The organism is Pseudoalteromonas xiamenensis (genome assembly GCF_030994125.1).
In the GTDB taxonomy this organism is placed as follows: Bacteria; Pseudomonadota; Gammaproteobacteria; order Enterobacterales; family Alteromonadaceae; genus Pseudoalteromonas; species Pseudoalteromonas xiamenensis_B.
Map to the genome: position 1 here is coordinate 193,590 of NZ_CP099918.1, position 17,711 is coordinate 211,300.

Sequence of the window (17,711 nt, forward strand, 5' to 3'; positions counted from 1 at the left end):
AGTAGTCATATTACTCTATTGGAACCAAACAGGATAACCGTCTTTTGCTAAATTTCAATTTGCATTAGGAATGCGCTGATGAAGTGGACAGCAATCGCCTGCTGTATGTTACTTTTACCCTTTTTGACTTCAGCTAAGGACGAAGACCTGTATGTCGGCGGCCACAGTATCTGGCCTCCTTACTTTATTTCAACACAAACGGGTCTTAGCGTAGAAATAGTCAAAGCGGCGTTTAATGCATCCAACAAAGGTTTTGAGTTTCATCCATCGCCTTTTTCTCGTGCCATGAGAGAACTTGCTAAGGGCGATTTAGATTTGATTACGGCACTTTGGAAAACGCCCGCACGTGAAGCAGTCTATGAATTCAGTGAACCCTATATTTCTAATCAATTATATTTTGTCACTTCCCCTACCGTACCGATTGATTATCAAGGCTTAGTAAGTCTATCTGGACATCACATTTGTACTATTTTGGGCTTTGGTTATCAAAGTTTACTCGATCCAATTAAAGACCTAAAGCAGATGACGTTGCTTGAGTTACGTACCTGTTTACTTCAATTGCACAAAGAGCGTGTAGAAGGTGTCATTGCGGATAAACATGCTGCACTGTATGAATTCAAACAAGACCCCGCTTTTAGTTCGTTTTCCTTTCGCGAGCCTATCATCGCCGATTGGCCCGTTCATATTGCGGTACTTAAAAGTAACCCCAGAGCGAGTCAAATTATTGAATCCTTCAATCAAGGACTGAGACTTATCCAACAAAATGGAACTTATGATCAAATCGTTAATCGCTATATGGATTCGCGTTAGATTTCTCACTTAAATACTTTTTTAAATCAGCGGTAAACGTGGTGACTTTGCCATGAGAGTGGCTTCGATGCGGATACACGACATGCACAGGCATCTGCATTTCTTCAAATGGTAATGTCACCAACTGCCCGTTTTCAACGTACGGTTTGAGTGCAAAATCAGGACAAAAACAGACCCCTAAGCCTAACGCAGCAAATTGTGCAGCGGCACTTGCACTGTTCACGCGAAGCGTCTCGTTAATGTTAAACTTAACGCCATTAAGCTGCCATTTACCGTCTAACTTTCCATTGCTGTCACCGATGCATGGCAATTGACTGAGAACATCAATTGAATTAATTGGACCATATTGTTCAAGGAAAGCAGGTGATACGCTGACTTGAAGTTTAATTTCGCCGACTTGTTTTGCAATTAGTGTTGAATCGGAGAGTCGACCAACCCGGACACAGAGATCAAATCCTTCCGACACCAAATCGACAAATCTGTCTTGAAATACACAATCAATGTGTAATTGAGGATAGGTGATTTTCATTTGTGCAAGAAATGGCACAAGACATTGCTCACCATAAGTTGTCGGCACGCTTATACGGAGCCGCCCGGCCATCCCTGTGGAGTCAGCAAGTAAATTGTGTTCCAGCTGTATGATGCCTTCGAGTAAACGCTTTGCTTCTTCGTAATACACACGGCCATCCTCTGTAAGACGGATATGACGCGTGGACCGGTATAACAAACGTACTTGAAGCTGTTCTTCCAGTGTCTTGACGTGTGTACTTACCAATGCTTTTGAGCGCCCCAAGCGGCTGGCCGCCTTGGTAAAAGAACCCTCTTCAACCAATGCAATAAAGCAGCTCATTAAATTCAACTTATCCATAATTGTTCATTATTTTTGAACACTATTTCAGATAATTTGCCAATTGTTCAATTCAAAAGCAAATCGTATCTTTACTTCATACCGATTTAGTGACGACTCACTGCAAGCTGGACGGCATCAATACGTCTTCTTCCAGACACGATTCGCTTATTAAATCATCGTGTTTAAGCAAACGCCTGTCGTTTAATAAGAAAGCACAGGTTACATTTTGAGGTATAAGATGAATAAATTTAATCAACCGGCTCTAGCAACCACCATTTTGCGATTGTCACTGGGCGTGATGTTTCTCGCTCATGGTTTTCTAAAACTACTTGTTTTTACGCCAGCAGGCACAGCGGGATTTTTTGGGTCACTCGGATTACCCGAGTTTTTAGGCCCGTTAACTATGTCGCTCGAATTAGCGGGTGGTCTATTGTTGGTCATTGGATTTCAAGTCAGGCTTGTGTCAGTATTACTCATTCCTATCTTAATCGGCTCAATTGTTTTTGTGCATGGAGCGAATGGCTGGGGGTTCGGAAATGCTGGTGGTGGTTATGAGTATCCGTTATTTTTAATTATGGCCAGTGTCGTTCAAGCGTTGCTTGGCAATGGTGCTTATGCAATCGAATCTCGATTTAAATCGGCTCAAGTTACAACGGCCAAAGCATAGGAGTAACATGCAATGAAAGCGGCTAATGCGCCACTTATCTATGTCAGTCACGGTGCACCGACCTTTGCGCTGGACAACACATCGATTGCAGCAAGTAACTTAAAAGAGCAAGGCAAAGAGCTTCGCAACGTAAAAGCAATCATTGCCATGTCACCCCACTATACAACATCAAGTTTAACAATCAACACAACGCAGCAGCACCGCATTGTTCATGATTTTTATGGCTTTGCAAAACCGTTGTATGAGTTGACTTATGAAGCGGCAGGTCATCAAACTTTTGCCGAAGAGGTTGCACGAAAGATATCCGCATCAAACTTGCCGGTAACCACCACAAGTCAAGCTCACCTGGATCATGGTATTTGGATTCCAATGCGTTACCTTTTGCCAACGTCTGACGTCCCAATTATTCAAATGTCCTACCCAGCAAGTTGGACGCTTGAACAATTAGAAATACTTGGACAGTGTCTCGCGCGGTTAAGGTTGGAAGGTTACGCGGTGTTGATGTCGGGCGGAGTGAGTCATAATTTCGCCGACCTCAAAACATCGTCTGAGCCGGCGTCTTACGTAAACCGTTTGCGGGAATCCTTGTTTTATTACGTAAAGAGCAAAGACACTGACGGGTTTAAGCAATACGTGCGTAACAATTCAGACGTGAAACGTGCTCATCCTAGTTTTGAACATTTCGCGCCTTTTTACGTAGCCTATTTTTCTGCCCACCCAGAAGACCACGTCGATATTTTCGAAGCGCCTATCGAATTGCATGCGTTAGCGATGGACTCCATTACGTGGAAATTCGTTGAATAACGACCTTTCCTTTGCTCAACAAGGATGTTGAACAGAATAAGTAATCTTACGTGCACGTTACCTACACTTTCTTACAAAACTTGGACACTCCCTCACAATATTTCCTTACCACATCAACTAAATTACCCGCAGTTACGGACGTTTTTTAACCACTCAAACTTCGACAATTTACAAAATGGAGCTTTTATGAAATTGCCACTGACCATTGCTGCTTGTGTTCTACTATTAACGGCTTGCTCGGAAGAAGACATTGAAACAGCTAACTTCGGCTCGAGTTTTTTCAAAAATCAATACAACCTCGTTAACGCGACCGACGTTGAGATTGCCTTTCACATGGCTAACACGGAACTTGATGGCGACGAAAGAAACGTACGTGAAGATAAATACCGCGTTAAAGTGTTGAACGCAGGTGACGCATCAACTCAAATTACTCATGAACATAACACAAATCGGCAGATCAGTTTCTTTGTGGAGTCTGTCAACAAACTTGGGATGCTCGTGCAAGAGAAAATCAAAGTGAAAAACGATACGGACTATCACTTTATCGCGATGCAAGGGAATAGTAACGCGCTCAATTTAAAGGTGTTGAAGAAAGAACGCAGTGACCACGACAACGTGTTTACTGTGCGGTTATTGGCCGCGGCGCCAATGTCCGCTTCCGTTAGTGGCCAAGCCGTAGTCTTAGAAACAGGGGAAGTTTCAAATTGGTATCAAGTTGATGAATGTGCGGGAGATATCCGTATCCAAGATGTGGCTGTCGACATGTGTACTGCGTCGTTTGGACGTAGTTATTTATTGGTCGTAAATAATAACGGTCTTAAAAGTCTCGTACTCGAATATTAATTCTCAAGCACCAAACTACGTTATGCTTCATGACGGTTTGGTGCTTTACTTTTTTTACAGGCGTTGGCTTTAAAAGACGTACAACGCAATCAATTGCTACACGTATTATTTGCGCTCGTAGAGTGCTTCAATTGACGCTTTTTCAATGGTATTCGCGTTAACCATATAACCAACTAGCGCGCCTGATGCGGTTGCTGGCAAATCTAAGTTCCCAGACAGCGCATGCACTGTAAAGGTATAGTGATGTACACCATGCCCTGGTGGTGGGCAGGCGCCACCGAATGCCGCTGTACCGTAGTCACTTTCAATTTGCATGGCACCTTTTGGCAACATCGCACCATGTATATTTCCTGCATCTCTTGGTAGCGACTGCGTCTTTGCAGGAATGTTAATCACTTGCCAATGCCACCAGCCACTACCTGTTGGCGCATCGCGGTCATGCACTAACACGGCAAATGATTTTGTGCCTTCTGGCGCATTGTGCCACTCAAGTGCTGGTGATTGATTGTCCCCTGTACAGCCAAATCCCTGAAATTCATGCGTCTTACTCATCATTTTGCCATCTTGAATATCTGGGCTTGTGAGCCTAAATTGACCCGCAAACGAAGAGCCTGCACTCAGTAAGCAAACACCTAAACCAAGTGTATAAATCACATTTTTCATAGTAACGACCTTTTCCTAAACTAAATTAATATCTAGAAGTTCAAGATATTGGCTTGGCTCACCTCAGCGTCACTTCAGTGTTGTATATGACGTTAATGAGCTAAACCGATTAATCTCTGATAGCAACACAATAAACCAATCTAAGGTTCGTTATTTGCCATTTACCATCAATCTTTCGCCTTTTCCCGTCAACTCGTTTTTGCGAACCTCTGACGGCGTCATGCCAAACTGTTCTTTAAAGCGTTCACTGAATCTCGATTGGGATTGATAACCGCACTCCAATGCGATATGTAAAATTGGCTTGCTGGTACTTTGGAGAAGGTGTAGACCCAGTCCCAAGCGAACATCATCTTTCAATTGTTGTAAACTGGTCTGCTCGTCTTTGAGTCTTCTGCGCAAGGTTGATTCACTCATACCAAAGTGTTGAGCAATTTGGTGAGCCGAAATGGGTTCTTCAATCGTCACCTGCAAAAAGCGCTGCACTTGATCGCTCAATCCTTGCTCTCGCCACAGTGATTGTACTTCGTTCCATCCTTGCACTTGGATAAACTTCACCAGTTCTTGACGACGATTTTCCCAAAGCTCAGGCGGCGAGATGTCAGCCCACTCCACAAACTGACCGAGAAGTAGCATAAACGTTTCATCGAATGGTTTAACAATAAAATCGGTTTGTCCATTTGCGAAATAGGAGGTTGGTTTATCTGACGGGTAAAATTCAATGATTAATGCAAAATATGGACGTTCAGTTGGAATATTACGAACCACAATAGTTTGGCGATTAGCAAGTAAAATACATTCACCTTCACGTAAAACCACTTCCACGCCATTTTGCAATTCAATCTCTTTGCGACCACTCAATACAAACATCAACACCGGATTGATAAGACGCAGATTTCGTAACTTTTGTTCTGTCTTTGCCGTGTATAAGGCAAAGGGCAAAGGCTTTGATGACTCCGTTACCTTTTGAAGGCGAACTAATAATTCCTTTAGCACACGATGCTGGTTGACTGCCATGATTTTTCCCACTCAGTATCTCTCCATTGCTCTCAGGATTAAGCTAGTTGGTTGGAAGCGACACTCGAACACCCAATCCTCCGCCCTCTCGATTAAACAAGGCAATCTGACCATGATGTGCTTCTACAATTTCTCTACAAAGCGCAAGCCCCAAGCCACTGCCTGAAGCTTTTGTCGAATAGAATGGAACGAGAGCATTTGCCATCACCTGTTCACTCATTCCTTTCCCACGATCAAGCACTTCAATTATAACATTTTCATGCTGCCGATAAGCTCGAGCACAGACGTCCTGTTCAGGTGACCCCGATTCATGCGCATTTTTTAGCAAGTTGATCATCAACTGTTCTAGTTGAATTTGATCGGCCTGTATTTTTAAGGATGAATTACCTTCGACGTTGCATCGCCACTGTTCACTTATCGCCGTCATAAATTGCGCCCATTCAATGGCTGCTAAATTTGGGTTAGGCAACTTTGCAAACTTGCCATAACCTTGAACAAACTCCGTTAAATGCGCGATGCGCTCATCAATTGTCGCAAATACTCGGGTTAGCCTTGGCTCATCAACATGCCGCGTTAATAATTTTCCACTGTGCAGCATCGATGATATTGGGCCAAGTGAATTGTTCAATTCATGGCTGATAATACGTATCACCTTTTTCCATACCATGACTTCCTGGCGGCTTAGCTCACGTGTCATTTGCTTCAAAATATATAATCGATGAGGTTGATTATTAAGAAGGAATTCCCCTATCGCCAAATGCCAAGTTTGCGTTTCTTGATTATCGAGTGTAACACTGAACAACCCTTCGCGTTCTTCACCCAGAGCCAACTTAAGCCCCATCGATGCGCTTTGTTTAAGCGTATCAAAAGAGAGACCTTCGAGTTTTTCAGTGTGGCTAAAGAGATCGCGAGCCGCGTAATTACTGAAGACTACTTGATGATTTGAATTTACGAGCAATAGTGCTTGTGGGGAACTTTGCAGGACTTTATCGAGCATTAACTCACGTTGATACAACCATTGTTTTTCCGCTCTTAACTGCAACGCCGTTTGATTGTAAAGTCGGCACAATGTGCCAAATTCATCGTTTTGAGAATACGCCAACGTCGTCGCAAACTCACCATCTTTGAGGTTCAACAAACCAAGCTCCATTGCATCCAACCCCTCGCGAAGCCCAGCTGAGAGTTGGCGCGTCAAAATAGAGCTCAATACAATTGAGCACAGGAGAAATATACCTTTAGTCAAGGCATCCAGTTCACTGAACCACAGCACCGGCAACGACGTTAATAATACGACACTGCCTGTGATCATATGCAACTTGTGTATCAAGGTTAGGCGCATCAATAATCAATCTCGAATTTTTGCAAACGACGGTAAAGCGCTTGACGAGTAAGACCAAAATGACGCGCAACTTTCGCAATAACACCTTGGTATTCACGCATTGCCGCTTCAAGCTCCGCTTTGTTAGGCTCTTTTTGCGCCGTCTTCGCACTTTGTGTCGATGCCATTGCAGCAACGTTCAACTGCAGGCCAAAGTCAGTCGCTTCAATGATCCCATGAGGTTTGAGTACGGCTACGCGCTTACACGCATTTTCGAGTTCTCTGACATTTCCAGGCCAAGTGTGATTTTTAAGATGCTGCTCGGCTTCCAAAGAGAAATCACGTTTCGGTAAAAAGTGTTTTACTAACGGTAAAATATCGTCAGGTCGGTCTGAAAGCGGTGGCAGGTTTAACTCAATCACGTTTAAACGATAATACAAATCTTCACGGAAGTGCCCTTCACGTATGTCGTTAAGCAAGTGTGTATTGGTTGCAGAAATAACCCTGACCTGTGTGTGATGAGTCACCACAGACCCTAATCGTTCGTACTCACCTGTTTGCAAAACCCTCAATAACTTCGCTTGCCCAGACAACGGTAAATTGCCCATTTCATCAAGAAACAACGTTCCGCCGTTTGCAGCTTCAAAACGACCAATCCTTGTTTTGGTTGCCCCAGTAAAGGCCCCAGCCTCTGCACCAAATAACTCTGCTTCTATCAAATCACTTGGGAGTGCACCAACATTCACCTTAATAAACGGTGCATCAGCTAACTTTGAGTTTGCTTGAATAAGCTCCGCTATTTTTTCTTTTCCCGAACCATTGGGCCCGGTGATAAGCACCGATATATCCGATGTCGCAACTTGCAGCGCCATATCAACAACACGCTGCATTTGCGCACTTTCATAAATCAATCCAACCGCGTTTGCGTTATCTTTACTTGGTTGCATGACTGATTGCTGCCGTGCGATTTTGTCGGAATCTTGCTTTGCTTTACTTAATTCGATGAGATTATGAATTGTGGTGACGAGCTTTTGGTCATCCCAAGGTTTCGCGATGTAGTCTGACGCCCCGGCTTTAACTAACTCAATCGCTGTCTCAAGCTCCGTCCAAGCGGTGATCAAAATGATAGGTAAATGTGGATTTAGCCCTCTAAGTTGATAAAAGAGCGACTTACCTTCTTCACCAGACGTTGTATCTCCCGTGAAATTCATGTCCTGAATGACTAACGAAATCGATTGATAATTAACGATTTGCGAGGCATCAAAGGGATTGTCGGCCGTGACAACCTGAAAACCATGTATTTCGAGTAACAAGGACAGCGCGTCCAAAATCGCAGGGTTATCATCAACTATTAAGATTTTTTCCATGTTCAGCATTTTATTCTTATCGCCCTCTCACGATGGGTAAGGAGCTTGTGCTACGCTGTTTTCCAGTGTAGCACGTTGTTTTCAAAAAATATCCTTTCGCTGTACCGTCATTAAATACTGCGTGTTGCGATACTCGGTGAAATGTCAGCCGCACGCTTTGCGGGAGCAAGTACCGACAACAAGCTCATTACTAACACCGATAACGCGGTGAATGCGATAAAGCTCAGCGGCAGTGCTGGTAAGGAGAACACCGTCATAAGTTGCTGTCCCAACAAATAGGCCGCGACACTGCCTATCACCAAACCACTCACGCTGATCAGGGTATTTTCGACTAAAAAGTAACGAATAATCGCTGATTTGCGAGCGCCCAAAGCACGACGTGTGCCGATTTGTTTTGTCCGTTTGCTAATGTTAAACAGCGTTAAACCAAAGACGCCCAATGCAGTGACAAGCACGAGCACGACAATCAAGACAACCAACATACGAAGCATTAACGTATCTTTTGCGTTGTACTTTGATTTGAGTAAATCGAACCCTTCTATTTCGCGTACGACACGTTTGTCATACAACGCCAGCATTTTGTCTTCAATTTGAGCCATCACTTGAGCACGCTGACCCGGCGCGGTGCGTACTACAAAGTCTTGAATGGTGTCCGTCTTAACGAGTGGAATAATTAAGGCGTTGAAAGGCTTAGAATCACGCAACCATGCTCCCGCCATACGCTCAACAATACCAATAATCTGAACCGGCTTATCCTCCATAAAAATGGTCTTTCCAAGGCCATTGCCTTCAGGGAACATTTCGTCGGTAAATGCTTTTGACGCAATGACAACTGATGGAGCTGTTTGCTTCCCGTCGCTGCCATGAACGACAATCTCATCATCGCTGAAATTACGTCCCTCACTGAGCTTAACACCTAATGTATTTAACGCATGCTCGTCTCCAAACATGTAACTCGCGCGCACTTGTTTTCCTTTTTCTGGCTCAGGTTTTTCACCAAATCCAGAGGCGCTGCCAGAACCTGAAAGCGGAACGGTTTGCATCAAACTGGCGTCAATCACACCTGGGATTTGGCGAAGCATCGCTTCATCAAGCTCGATCTGCTGGTCGATATTTACATCACGCCCAAATGTCATCACGTTAAACGTGAATAACGCTTCCTCTTGATACCCTGTGTCCTGCTTTAAGTAAGTCAACCTATCACTAATAATGAATGCGGCGTTACTGACGATCGCGGTGGTAATCGCAATTTGAATAAGCAACAAAAAGGCACCCACTTTTGAGCGAAGCATGGCGTTAATAATTGGTTTAATTTCTAACATGTTTCACTCCTTATTGGCTTTTCAGATAAATAGCGGGTGTGGTGCGGCACACTATCCACGCAGGGTACAATCCCGCAATAATGCACGACACAATGGCAATAACCGGAGATGCAAACAACATTGTGGCATCCATCGTCGCCAAATTAGTGTACACACTGTGCGTCGCGCGCACGCCCCAAAGTCCTAATTGCGAAATCACGATACCCAACGTACCGCCAAGAAAGCCAAGAAGAGACACTTCAACTAAATGTTGATAAAACACTTGTCGCTTACTTGCACCCAGCGCTCTTCTGACACCCACCTCTGGTGCACGACGCAAAAATTTAGCCAGTAGTAGTCCCAAAATATTCGCAAGACATACCGCAAGGAACATGAAGCTCAGTGCCACAAGTACTTTGTTGTCCTTACTTACCACGCTGAAGAATTCCATCCAATCGTCCACGTTATTGAGCTTATAAACCAGTTCATCCCGGTTAAAACGACCCAATTTCTGTTGCTCTTGCATATACGCCATGAGGTATTCACCATAACGTTGTTTGGCTTGTTCGTCTGGCAACTCGGCCCAGAACTGAACCCAAAAACGCTCTGAGTTTAATTTATCCTGAAACGTATTTGATGGCTCAAATTTCCAACCATTGGTGTTCCCCCAGTTGTCTAATTCCCGTGCCGCGACCAATGAAAATGGCATGTAGATATGCTCTGGCTTTTGAAATGCACCATTATTCAAATCGTAGAACTTAATATGAATGTCCCACGTTTTGATTATCCCAACGATTTGATACTGTCCATCATCTAAGTTAATTGACTTGCCCACATTGTTGCCGCCACCGAACAACTTATTATTCAAATAATCATCGATAACAATCACTGGCGACGCATTGAGGTCATCATTTTCAGACCAAGTCGCACCATTGATAAACTCGAGGTTAAAAATCTCAAAAAACTGACGATTCACGAGCCGTGCCGCACTTGAGAAGGGCTTTACTGTCGACGAATCTAAATGGACCGAAAACCCCGTTTTCACGCTGGCTGTTTTGCGCTCTGGAATAGGCGCATTCATCAGGTTTACAGCATCTTGATAGGTCATTTGCCTTGGCATGCCATCTTTGGTCCAAAGCTTTACACCTTCATCAACGGTTTGAAGTTGCGGGTGAAAAAGCTGGTTGCTCTTTTCTGGAATAGGGTCCATGGACATCATGTGATAGACCGACAAGCTGGTCATCGTGACGCCCACGCCGATTGCTATCGCAAGTACCATTAAAAATGACACCACCGGAGTGCGCTTAAAGCTGCGCCAGCTTAAATCTAGATAATGCGTAAACATGTTATACACCTTCTAGTACTGGCGCAGGTTGGGAAGGATGACCTTGATAAAGCGTGAAATCAGCAAGTTGCCCATCAACCACTTGAATATTACGTGGTGCACGGCGCGCCAATTCTGGGTCATGGGTCACCATGATGATAGTCGCTCCATCGCGATTAATTTGTTCTAGTAACTCCATAACTTGTCTTGCCATTAAACTATCCAAGTTTCCGGTTGGTTCATCGGCGAGTAAAAAGCGAGGTTGACCAGCAAGCGCGCGTGCAATTGCAACTCGCTGCTGCTGGCCCCCAGAGAGTTGTTGTGGCAAATGCTTCGCTCGGCTGGCTAAGCCTACTTGCTCTAAGCATTGCTCAATACGACGTTTACGCTCCGCAGCCTTGATACCACGATAACGAAGTGGGACTTCAACGTTCTCATATAAATTTAAGTCAGGGATTAGGTTAAAGCCCTGGAAAATAAAACCAATTTTTTGGTTCCGTAGATCTGCACGTTGGTTGTCCGACAGGCGACCTACATCAATACCATCGAGCAAATATTGACCCGTTGAAAATGGCTCTAGCATACCTGCAATGTTTAAAAATGTTGTTTTACCTGAGCCCGATGGCCCGGTAACCGCGATGAACTCACCTTCTTTTACACTTAGGTTAAAATCACGAAGAGCGTGCGTTTGCACCATGTCAGTTTGGTAAATTTTGCCTACATTTTTCATTTCTAACATTTTGTCATTCCTGTGTTTTCCTTGGCTTAATTCACGTCTTATCTGGCCAAGTCTTATTAAAATTATTGTGCTTTTAAGCGGCGCGTTTTGTCTGCGCGTCGCTCTGCTGCGCTTTGTTAATTCAAAAGAATTGAAGGTGATTGATTAAACGTTTCGTAGTTCGAGATGATGATTTCATCACCTACCTCTAAGCCTGAAAGCACTTCAACTTCTCGAAGACTGTAAGCGCCTAACTCGATATCAATTTTGGTGGCGATGTTGCCATTCAATTTGTACGCGACAAAGCCACCAGCCTGAGTGAATCCACCACGTCTCACTTTGAGTACATTTTGTTTATTTTCTAGTAAGATACGCGCTGAAAGTTGTTGATTCTGACGGATGCCGGTCAAATCGGTTTGGCCGAAGCGAACACGCGTCGTCACTTCACGATTACTGACTTCAGGTGAAATAGCCGAAAGCTTACCTGTGACCATTTGATTACCAATTTTGAGCTCAACGTCCATACCAAGTCCTAGCTCATTAGCAAAACTTTCAGACACTTGCACTTCAGCTTCATAATTGCTTAAGTCAACTAACGTCATCAGGGCTTGGTTTTTGCTCACCAATTCTTTCGGTTGTACGTTTAAGTTACCGACAATGCCAGATACCGAGGCCGTAATGTTTAAGTTCTTAACTTTGCGCTCCAGTTCTTCTACTACAAACTGTTGTCGCTCGAGCGTGCTTTTTGCCGCTTGCAAGTCAAAAGCAAGCGTGTCTTTCGCCAGCGCGACTTCTTCTTTCGCATGTTTAAAACTTAACTTCGCTTTAGCGAGCTCATCGACCGCTTTTTCTAAGTCAATTTGGCTTATCAAATGTTCTTTAATTGACAATTGCGCCCTGCGGTTCTCTCTGTCCGCAGCATTGAGTTCAACTTGAGCCATATCGAGTACTTTATTAAGGTTCAATGTTTCTCTGCGCGCATCAAGTTCCTTACGTGCTAATTCGCCCTGCAATCGAGCAAATTCAGAATTCTGCTGCTGCAATTCGTTATTTAGTTCAGGGCTATCTACTATCGCAACCACTTGACCAACAACGACACGGTCACCTGCACTCACTTGCAGATCCACAAAACCTTGCTCTGGGCTGTAAACGCGAGGGGCATTAGCCGCGACGACTTTGCCTGTCGCGACAACATCACGGGTTAAGTCACCGCGCTCGACTTTCGCAAACTGCAATTGCGCCTTTTCAATGGATTGTTCCGCCGTTTCGCCATTAATAATGGCATTTGCAGAAAGCGCGATGGCAAACGTGGCCGCGATGGCAAGCACAATATTACGCGGCGTTTTTTTACTTTTTGTAATGACGACGTCTTGTCCACTGGTATCTTTAATCATGGTTAGTCCTTACACCAAGCAGATAATTCACTGACACGAATTGCCAAAGCAATTGCAATGACCATAAGAGGTGAAATAAAAAAACAACTCAACAACATCGGTTTCTGCTTGTATTTAGTTGATAGTACGAAAAGTAATACCAACTTTGTGCCAACTTTTATCTAATTGATTATAAAGAACTTAATTTATTTAGTGTCGTTAAAAGACTGTCCGCGGACACAAAAAGTGTCCGCAGCGGACACTTTAATCAGGCCCAAGTTGAAGGTTTACGCGGTGGTGATTCCGAACTTCTTAAGACGTCGATATAAGCTACGAGTTGAAATACCTAGGGCTTCAGACAACGCCTCTATCGACCCGGAATGATTTGCAACAGCATACTGTAAATACTGTTTTTCCGCTTCGTCGAGCGAAAGCAACGGTTTGAATTCATCTGAATCGTTGCGCACTGCCACGGCCGGTTTTGCCATTGCTATGTCTGGACCAAAATCGACCTTATGTATTTCATTGTCATCACTCATTATCGCCGCACGCAAAATGACGTGCTTGAGCTCACGAATGTTTCCATTGAAAAGCCCAGTTTGTAGCTGACTTAGCGCATAATTTGAAAGGCGTTTACCAGCAAACTCTGACTTTTCGAGTATATGTTTGGCAAGCAACTCTATATCGTGTTTTCGCTCACGAAGCGCTGGTAGGTGAATTGGAAATGCAGCAATTCGATAGTAGAGGTCTTCGCGAAACTTCCCTTCTCTTACATGTGATAACAAATCTTTGTGGGTTGCACACACTAATCGAAAATCTGCATTACGATAAACGGTGCTTCCTACCGACCGAAAATTCCCGGTTTCTAATAGGCGTAAAAGCTTAACTTGCATGCTCATTGGCACGTCAGCGATTTCATCTAAAAACAATGTTCCACCGTGCGCCAGCTCCACTAGCCCCGCTTTTTTCTGCGTTGCGCCAGTAAAAGCCCCCTTTTCATGACCGAACAATTCACTTTCAAAGAGATTCTCATTGAGTCCCGTACATTCGACTACCACAAACGGTTTGCTACTGCGACGACTCGCTTGATGCAATGCTTTTGCAGCGAGTTCCTTGCCTGTCCCTGTTTCACCACACAACAATACATTGATGTCGGTTTGGCCACTGCGATTAATCAATTTCAGCATTGCTTTAAACGCATCAGACTCACCAATCATCTGTGCTTGCCCAATGTGTCTAGAGGCGTACTCTATCTTGTCCAACACTTCTAGAAAGCCAATGGTAATCCCATCATCATCCACGATTGGCCGCATGTGAATGTCGCAGTAAGCATCTCCATCTGCTGTTGGGTGGATGTGTAATGCACTACTGGCTTTTCCTGTTTGTTTACATTCAGACAAGGGACATTGTTCGCCCTGCTTATCACACGGTTCATTCACATGATGACTGACTTCATAGCAACGACTATAGCCGATTTGAATCGTCGTCTCGTAGAGCTCTCGATAGGGTAAATTTACTGCAAGGATCCGATAGTTGGTATCGATAAAAATGGCCGGTTTTTCAACCGCGTTAATCATCGCTTGCACTGTTGCAATATTCATCTTCGCTCAACTAAAACAAATTATGTCTGCCACTTATGACACAAAAACACCATTAGTGACAAACAAATAAATGGAAGTATATTTTTTTGCAGTATTTTCAATAACTTCTAAACTAAATTTTTGGCATAGGACTTGTAATGCGTAAGTTAGTTTTAAGGAGGTCAGATGTTCAATAACAAACTGGTTAAACACTTAGCGGTCATTGTTGTGGTCAAGGTATGTGCAGTATTTCTCATTAAGTCGCTGTTTTTTGCAGAGCCGAGTTTAGACAGCTACACCCCAAAATCACAACAAGTTGGCGAACACTTGATCTCTAAATAATCTTAAGGGGACTTACATGGAACTTACCGTCGTCGAGCTGTCGCGGCTGCAATTTGCACTCACCGCGATGTTTCATTTTATTTTTGTACCGCTCACTCTTGGGCTGTCCTTTATTTTGGCTATCATGGAATCCGTTTACGTGATGACCAATAACCCTGTCTATAAAGATATGGTGAAGTTTTGGGGGAAATTGTTCGGGATTAATTTCGCACTGGGTGTAACCACGGGCCTCACCATGGAATTCCAGTTTGGTACAAACTGGGCGTACTATTCACACTATGTTGGCGATATTTTTGGTGCACCTCTAGCCATTGAAGGTTTGGTGGCGTTTTTTCTTGAATCCACGTTTATCGGTTTATTCTTTTTTGGTTGGGATAGACTCACCAAGCGCCAGCATTTATTAACTACTTGGCTGGTCGCGTTAGGCTCAAACTTTAGTGCGCTCTGGATCCTCATTGCCAATGGTTGGATGCAAAACCCAGTAGGCTCAGAATTCAATTTTGAAACTATGCGCATGGAAATGGTCAGCTTCGCTGAACTTATTTTTAACCCCGTTGCACAAGTCAAATTTGTTCATACCGTCGCGTCTGGCTATGTCACGGGTGCGATGTTTGTTTTGGCCATTTCAGCTTATTACCTTTTGAAGAAAAGAGACATCGCCTTTGCTCGTCGCTCTTTTGCCATCGCTGCAAGCTTTGGTCTTGCGTCGATTCTCTCTGTTATCGTACTTGGCGATGAAAGTGGCTATGAGATTGGCGACGTACAAAAAACTAAACTGGCAGCAATCGAAGCCGAATGGGACACGCATGAACCACCGGCTGCCTTTACCTTGATTGGTTTACCAAATGAAGAAACCATGACCACCGATTACGCCATTAGGATCCCCTATGTGTTAGGTTTAATTGCAACGCGCTCTATTGACGAGCCAGTGACCGGTATTAAAGATCTCATCTCGGAACATGAGCAACGTATTCGTCGAGGGATGGTCGCCTTTGGATTACTTCAACAATTACGTCACGGTGATAAAAGTGCTGAAACCGTCGCAGCTTTTAATGAAGTTAAAGTGGACTTGGGCTATGGCCTACTTCTAAAAAAATACACAGACAACGTAACCGATGCTACCGATGAGCAAATACAAGCTGCGGCCAGAGACACTATTCCAAAAGTAGCTCCACTATTTTGGTCTTTCCGCGCAATGGTGTTCAGTGGTTTTGTGATGCTGTTCGTTTTTGCAATGGCATTTTGGCAAAGCACACAGCATCGCCAAGAAAAGAAAAAATGGCTGTTAAGAATGTGCTTATGGTCACTTCCTTTACCTTGGATAGCAGCAGAATGTGGTTGGTTTGTCGCGGAATATGGCCGTCAGCCTTGGTCCATTGCCGAAATTTTACCGACGGGACTCAGCGCCTCTTCCGTAAGTGCCGGCGATGTCACGCTTTCACTTTTGGCCATTTGTAGTTTCTATCTCTTATTGTTCATCGCGGAAATGTACTTGATGATCCACTTCGCAAAACGCGGACCGTCTTCTCTTGGATTGAATAAGTATCACTTTGAGCAAACGAATAATGCACCACAAGGGGGCTCTAACATGTTGGATTATGAAACACTAAAACTCATCTGGTGGTTACTTATTGGTGTGTTACTGATTGGCTTCGCAGTAACAGACGGCTTCGATTTAGGTGTCGGCATGTTACTGCCTATCTTAGGCAAAGATGACACAACAAAGCGTGTGATGATCAATACTGTCGGGCCGCATTGGGAAGGTAATCAGGTTTGGTTGGTTACGGCAGGTGGAGCTTTGTTCGCTGCTTGGCCTCAAGTGTACGCCGTCGCCTTTTCGGGATTTTATTTAGCAATGATTTTGGTGCTTGCAGCACTATTCTTCCGCCCCGTGGGTTTTGACTATCGCAGCAAACTCGACAATCCCACATGGCGCAAAATGTGGGATAACGGTTTATTCATTGGCTCGTTTGTTCCGGCACTTGTGTTTGGCGTTGCCTTTGGAAATCTATTACAAGGTGTTCCCTTCTTGCTCGATGAATACCTGCGTGCAACGTACCAAGGAAGCTTCTTTGCGCTATTGAATCCATTTGCCATTTTATGTGGGCTCGTCAGTGTACTTATGCTGGTCACGCAAGGCGCAACATGGTTACAAATGAAAACCACGGATGAATTAAAAATACGCTCTGAAAACATCAGTGTCATATCTGCAATTACGACAGCAATTGCCTTTGGTTTTGCCGGCGTGTGGCTCTATTTCGGCCATTTTGGTTACGAGGTCACTGCATTTTCTTCAAGCACTCAAGCTGCAAATCCTTTGTTAAAAACCGCAATCGCTCAACCTGGTGCTTGGTTTCATAATTATGAGCGATACCCATGGATGATAGCCGCACCTGTTTTGGGTCTGATATTGCCTTTTGCAACGGCGCTATTTAGCAAAAAACAGGCAAATGCGATGGCGTTTTTAACAAGTTCATTGGGAGTAGCGGCTATAATTCTAACAGCAGGATTTGCCATGTTCCCATTTGTCATGCCATCGAGTCTAGACCCAAACCACAGCTTAACTGCGTTGGACGCAACATCCAGCGAACTGACATTAACGATCATGCTCGTTGTTGCATTGATATTCGTACCCATTGTGCTTGGCTATACCCTTTGGTCTTACTTCAAAATGTTCGGCCGCATTAGCCAAGAGGCGATCCATAGCAACAGTAAATCTTTGTATTAAGGAGCAAAT

16 protein-coding genes are annotated in these 17,711 nt (G+C 44.1%); 6 read left to right on the forward strand and 10 right to left on the reverse strand.

Annotation, left to right across the window (positions count from 1 at the left end):
- Positions 1 to 78: 78 nt before the first annotated feature.
- Positions 79 to 810: a substrate-binding periplasmic protein gene (locus NI389_RS17950; RefSeq protein WP_308362782.1), complete on the forward strand. Its 732-nt coding sequence runs from the start codon at positions 79 to 81 to the stop codon at positions 808 to 810.
- On the opposite strand, the gene NI389_RS17955 is transcribed toward NI389_RS17950, so the two are convergent.
- Positions 785 to 1,678, reverse strand: coding sequence for a LysR family transcriptional regulator (locus NI389_RS17955; RefSeq protein ID WP_308362784.1), 894 nt, complete (start codon positions 1,676 to 1,678; stop codon positions 785 to 787). The two genes, NI389_RS17950 and NI389_RS17955, sit on opposite strands and share 26 nt — an antisense overlap.
- Before the next feature lie 220 nt (positions 1,679 to 1,898).
- Between NI389_RS17955 and NI389_RS17960 the strand changes: the two genes are divergently transcribed.
- The 3 genes from NI389_RS17960 (at position 1,899) to NI389_RS17970 (ending at position 3,974) form a co-directional block, all read left to right on the forward strand.
- Positions 1,899 to 2,327, forward strand: a complete 429-nt coding sequence (locus tag NI389_RS17960; RefSeq protein WP_308362785.1) for a DoxX family protein — start codon at positions 1,899 to 1,901, stop codon at positions 2,325 to 2,327.
- 12 nt (positions 2,328 to 2,339) lie between these two features.
- The gene (locus tag NI389_RS17965; RefSeq protein ID WP_308362786.1) at positions 2,340 to 3,131 is read left to right on the forward strand and encodes a dioxygenase family protein; all 792 of its coding nucleotides are present in this window, start codon (positions 2,340 to 2,342) and stop codon (positions 3,129 to 3,131) included.
- 186 nt (positions 3,132 to 3,317) lie between these two features.
- Positions 3,318 to 3,974 carry a hypothetical protein gene (locus NI389_RS17970; protein ID WP_308362787.1) on the forward strand — a complete coding sequence of 219 codons (657 nt, stop codon included), beginning with the start codon at positions 3,318 to 3,320 and terminating at the stop codon, positions 3,972 to 3,974.
- A gap of 105 nt (positions 3,975 to 4,079) precedes the next feature.
- Here NI389_RS17970 and NI389_RS17975 read toward each other — a convergent pair whose 3' ends face one another.
- The 9 genes from NI389_RS17975 to NI389_RS18015 all read right to left on the reverse strand — a co-directional run bounded on the left by NI389_RS17975 (position 4,080) and on the right by NI389_RS18015 (position 14,653).
- Entirely contained in the window at positions 4,080 to 4,637 is a 558-nt protein-coding gene (locus tag NI389_RS17975) for a YbhB/YbcL family Raf kinase inhibitor-like protein (RefSeq protein ID WP_308362788.1), read from the reverse strand.
- 150 nt (positions 4,638 to 4,787) lie between these two features.
- Positions 4,788 to 5,651 carry a helix-turn-helix transcriptional regulator gene (locus NI389_RS17980; RefSeq protein WP_308362790.1) on the reverse strand — a complete coding sequence of 288 codons (864 nt, stop codon included), beginning with the start codon at positions 5,649 to 5,651 and terminating at the stop codon, positions 4,788 to 4,790.
- A 43-nt stretch (positions 5,652 to 5,694) separates the two neighbouring features.
- The gene (locus NI389_RS17985; protein WP_308362791.1) at positions 5,695 to 6,990 is read right to left on the reverse strand and encodes a sensor histidine kinase; all 1,296 of its coding nucleotides are present in this window, start codon (positions 6,988 to 6,990) and stop codon (positions 5,695 to 5,697) included.
- The gene (locus NI389_RS17990; RefSeq protein WP_308362793.1) at positions 6,990 to 8,336 is read right to left on the reverse strand and encodes a sigma-54-dependent transcriptional regulator; all 1,347 of its coding nucleotides are present in this window, start codon (positions 8,334 to 8,336) and stop codon (positions 6,990 to 6,992) included. The genes NI389_RS17985 and NI389_RS17990 overlap by 1 nt, the downstream gene beginning before the upstream one ends.
- 110 nt (positions 8,337 to 8,446) lie before the next feature.
- Positions 8,447 to 9,658, reverse strand: a complete 1,212-nt coding sequence (locus tag NI389_RS17995; RefSeq protein WP_308362794.1) for an ABC transporter permease — start codon at positions 9,656 to 9,658, stop codon at positions 8,447 to 8,449.
- Between the two features lie 10 nt (positions 9,659 to 9,668).
- Positions 9,669 to 10,982 carry an ABC transporter permease gene (locus tag NI389_RS18000; protein ID WP_308362795.1) on the reverse strand — a complete coding sequence of 438 codons (1,314 nt, stop codon included), beginning with the start codon at positions 10,980 to 10,982 and terminating at the stop codon, positions 9,669 to 9,671.
- Between the two features lies 1 nt (position 10,983).
- Positions 10,984 to 11,700, reverse strand: coding sequence for an ABC transporter ATP-binding protein (locus NI389_RS18005; RefSeq protein WP_308362796.1), 717 nt, complete (start codon positions 11,698 to 11,700; stop codon positions 10,984 to 10,986).
- 116 nt (positions 11,701 to 11,816) lie between these two features.
- A complete protein-coding gene (locus NI389_RS18010; RefSeq protein ID WP_308362797.1) occupies positions 11,817 to 13,073 on the reverse strand; it encodes an efflux RND transporter periplasmic adaptor subunit in 1,257 nt (418 codons plus the stop codon).
- Positions 13,074 to 13,339: 266 nt separating this feature from the next.
- A complete protein-coding gene (locus tag NI389_RS18015) occupies positions 13,340 to 14,653 on the reverse strand; it encodes a sigma-54 interaction domain-containing protein (protein ID WP_308362798.1) in 1,314 nt (437 codons plus the stop codon).
- Between the two features lie 165 nt (positions 14,654 to 14,818).
- Here NI389_RS18015 and cydP point away from each other — a divergent pair, with 165 nt between their 5' ends.
- Entirely contained in the window at positions 14,819 to 14,974 is a 156-nt protein-coding gene (gene cydP / locus NI389_RS18020) for a cytochrome oxidase putative small subunit CydP (RefSeq protein ID WP_308362799.1), read from the forward strand.
- Between the two features lie 16 nt (positions 14,975 to 14,990).
- Positions 14,991 to 17,702, forward strand: coding sequence for a cytochrome d ubiquinol oxidase subunit II (gene cydB, locus NI389_RS18025; protein ID WP_308362800.1), 2,712 nt, complete (start codon positions 14,991 to 14,993; stop codon positions 17,700 to 17,702).
- The last annotated feature ends 9 nt before the right edge of the window (positions 17,703 to 17,711 follow it).

What these genes read in the sequence shown, in the direction of transcription:
- NI389_RS17950 (WP_308362782.1), top strand. Translation starts at nt 79, where the DNA reads ATGAAGTGGACAGCAATCGCCTGCTGTATGTTACTTTTACCCTTTTTG.
- NI389_RS17955 (WP_308362784.1), bottom strand. Translation starts at nt 1,678, where the DNA reads ATGGATAAGTTGAATTTAATGAGCTGCTTTATTGCATTGGTTGAAGAG.
- NI389_RS17960 (WP_308362785.1), top strand. Translation starts at nt 1,899, where the DNA reads ATGAATAAATTTAATCAACCGGCTCTAGCAACCACCATTTTGCGATTG.
- NI389_RS17965 (WP_308362786.1), top strand. Translation starts at nt 2,340, where the DNA reads ATGAAAGCGGCTAATGCGCCACTTATCTATGTCAGTCACGGTGCACCG.
- NI389_RS17970 (WP_308362787.1), top strand. Translation starts at nt 3,318, where the DNA reads ATGAAATTGCCACTGACCATTGCTGCTTGTGTTCTACTATTAACGGCT.
- NI389_RS17975 (WP_308362788.1), bottom strand. Translation starts at nt 4,637, where the DNA reads ATGAAAAATGTGATTTATACACTTGGTTTAGGTGTTTGCTTACTGAGT.
- NI389_RS17980 (WP_308362790.1), bottom strand. Translation starts at nt 5,651, where the DNA reads ATGGCAGTCAACCAGCATCGTGTGCTAAAGGAATTATTAGTTCGCCTT.
- NI389_RS17985 (WP_308362791.1), bottom strand. Translation starts at nt 6,990, where the DNA reads ATGCGCCTAACCTTGATACACAAGTTGCATATGATCACAGGCAGTGTC.
- NI389_RS17990 (WP_308362793.1), bottom strand. Translation starts at nt 8,336, where the DNA reads ATGGAAAAAATCTTAATAGTTGATGATAACCCTGCGATTTTGGACGCG.
- NI389_RS17995 (WP_308362794.1), bottom strand. Translation starts at nt 9,658, where the DNA reads ATGTTAGAAATTAAACCAATTATTAACGCCATGCTTCGCTCAAAAGTG.
- NI389_RS18000 (WP_308362795.1), bottom strand. Translation starts at nt 10,982, where the DNA reads ATGTTTACGCATTATCTAGATTTAAGCTGGCGCAGCTTTAAGCGCACT.
- NI389_RS18005 (WP_308362796.1), bottom strand. Translation starts at nt 11,700, where the DNA reads ATGTTAGAAATGAAAAATGTAGGCAAAATTTACCAAACTGACATGGTG.
- NI389_RS18010 (WP_308362797.1), bottom strand. Translation starts at nt 13,073, where the DNA reads ATGATTAAAGATACCAGTGGACAAGACGTCGTCATTACAAAAAGTAAA.
- NI389_RS18015 (WP_308362798.1), bottom strand. Translation starts at nt 14,653, where the DNA reads ATGAATATTGCAACAGTGCAAGCGATGATTAACGCGGTTGAAAAACCG.
- cydP (WP_308362799.1), top strand. Translation starts at nt 14,819, where the DNA reads ATGTTCAATAACAAACTGGTTAAACACTTAGCGGTCATTGTTGTGGTC.
- cydB (WP_308362800.1), top strand. Translation starts at nt 14,991, where the DNA reads ATGGAACTTACCGTCGTCGAGCTGTCGCGGCTGCAATTTGCACTCACC.